The 2112-nt window shown below is 36.6% G+C and carries 2 protein-coding genes; both read right to left on the bottom strand.

What is annotated here, in order from left to right:
- Positions 1–116 precede the first annotated feature (116 nt).
- Positions 117–1184: a CDP-glucose 4,6-dehydratase gene (rfbG, locus tag BBROOKSOX_RS10355; protein ID WP_139661687.1), complete on the bottom strand. Its 1068-nt coding sequence runs from the start codon at positions 1182–1184 to the stop codon at positions 117–119.
- Entirely contained in the window at positions 1185–1955 is a 771-nt protein-coding gene (gene rfbF, locus BBROOKSOX_RS10360) for a glucose-1-phosphate cytidylyltransferase (protein WP_139661690.1), read from the bottom strand.
- Positions 1956–2112 lie beyond the last annotated feature (157 nt).

Raw genomic sequence — 2112 nt, forward strand, 5'->3', positions numbered from 1 at the left:
TTTTCCCGATGGCGGAACAACACTCCTACCTGGCTTAAAAGTTTTTTCCGTGTATTTTAAATCTGCAAACTCCTGTACAAGTTCTGCGATTTCTAACCTTAATTCTTCAGTAGTTTTCATTTATCCATATCTTTTGTATATTCTTCAATTTCTGCTAAGCATACAACTTGTATATCTTCTTTATTCAGAAAAGCTCTATGCCAATCAACAATCTTTTCTAATGTGTGACTTAATTTCCACACAGGCTTCCAGTCAAGCCTAGATTTAGCCTTTGAAATATCTAGCTTTAAAAAACCTGCTTCATATGGATTAGAATCTTTATCAATTTCCCAACTAGAATTAGGCCACTTGGAAGTCATTTTATCTAAAATCCAATCTACAGGTTTAGCATCGTTATCGTTTGGTCCAAAATTCCAACCTTCTGCGTATTTTTTTTGATTCCCGTAAAGTTTCTGTGCCAAAATCAAATATCCTGATAATGGCTCTAAAACATGTTGCCATGGTCGTGTGGCTTTAGGACTACGAATAACAACCGATTTATTCTGCTCGAATGACCTCAAAATATCTGGAATTAACCTATCATCGGCCCAATCACCACCGCCAATCACATTGCCTGCTCGCACAGAAGCAAGCCCTATACTTTGGTCTTGTAAAAAAGAACGGCGATAAGATGAGGTAACTAATTCAGCACAGCCCTTACTGCTACTATAAGGGTCATACCCGCCCATAGTATCATCTTCCTTATAACCTTGAGTGCGTCCATCATTCTCATAGCATTTATCTGTGGTAATATTCACAATGGCTTTTAAATTAGGACAACTTCTCGCCACCTCCAGTACCTTGACCGTACCAATCACATTCACTTCATAAGTTTCAATAGGCGCATCGTAAGAATACCTCACCAACGGTTGTGCTGCCATATGTATTAAGATATCAGGACTAAATGTTGTCATACTCTTGTGTAACGAGTGTTGGTCTCTAATATCACCAATTTGAGAGTCAATTATTGAGTCTATTTTTGCCTCGTGAAACAATGACGGTGATGTTGACGGGGTAAGTGCATATCCTCTTGTTTGTGCACCAAGTGATGACAACCATAAAGAAAGCCAACTTCCTTTAAAGCCAGTATGACCTGTTAAAAAAACACGCTTACCTTGCCAAAAGTCCTTATCAATTGCTGTCATTTACCAAACTTTCCATGGCGCTTTACTCTCTTCCCAAAGCCTTTGTAAATACCGCATATCACGCAATGTATCCATTGGTTGCCAAAAGCCTTCATGTGTAAATGCCATTAGGCTACCATCTTCTGCCAAACCTTTTAATGGCTCTCGCTCCCATATACAGTCATCTCCAAAAATCCTCTCTAAAACTTTAGGTGATAATACAAAAAATCCACCGTTAATTAAAGCGCCATCACCTTTTGGCTTTTCAGTAAATTGGGTAATTTGATTATCTTGAATATCTAATGCACCAAACCTCCCAGGTGGATAAACTGCAGTCAATGTAGCATCTTTCCCATGCTGTTTATGGAAATCAATTAATGCTGAAATATTAACATCTGAAACACCATCACCATAAGTAAAACAAAAAGCATCTTCATTCTTTACATATTCCAAAACTCTGCCTAATCGCCCACCTGTCATAGAGTTTTCTCCTGTATCAATTAAAGTAATTGTCCATGGCTCTGCTCTCTTTTCGTGTACTTCCATAGAGTTTTCTTTCATGCAAAAAGTTACATCCGACTGGTGCAAAAAATAATTAGTAAAGTATTCTTTGATGATATAACCTTTATAACCACAACATATCACAAAATCATTGATACCATGTGCAGAATACATTTTCATAATATGCCATAATATTGGCTTACCACCAATCTCTACCATTGGTTTCGGTTTACCACTTGTTTCTTCACTCAGACGCGTTCCCAAACCACCTGCCAATATTACTGCTTTCATAATTGCTTTCCTAAAATCTTGAAATATTTATTTTGTATTCTACTAAATTTTTTAATATCACATTCATTATTTACCTACATTTGACACTATAGTTTTTACAAAATATTGATGAGTAAATTGCTTTGCACTATCGCTATTAAAAAATATCTCAATATTG

Source organism: bacterium endosymbiont of Bathymodiolus sp. 5 South (genome assembly GCF_900128535.1).
Lineage (GTDB): Bacteria > Pseudomonadota > Gammaproteobacteria > PS1 > Pseudothioglobaceae > Thiodubiliella.

Excerpts from the sequence above, each read along its gene's own strand:
- rfbF (WP_139661690.1), bottom strand. The coding sequence starts at position 1,955 with ATGAAAGCAGTAATATTGGCAGGTGGTTTGGGAACGCGTCTGAGTGAA.
- rfbG (WP_139661687.1), bottom strand. The coding sequence starts at position 1,184 with ATGACAGCAATTGATAAGGACTTTTGGCAAGGTAAGCGTGTTTTTTTA.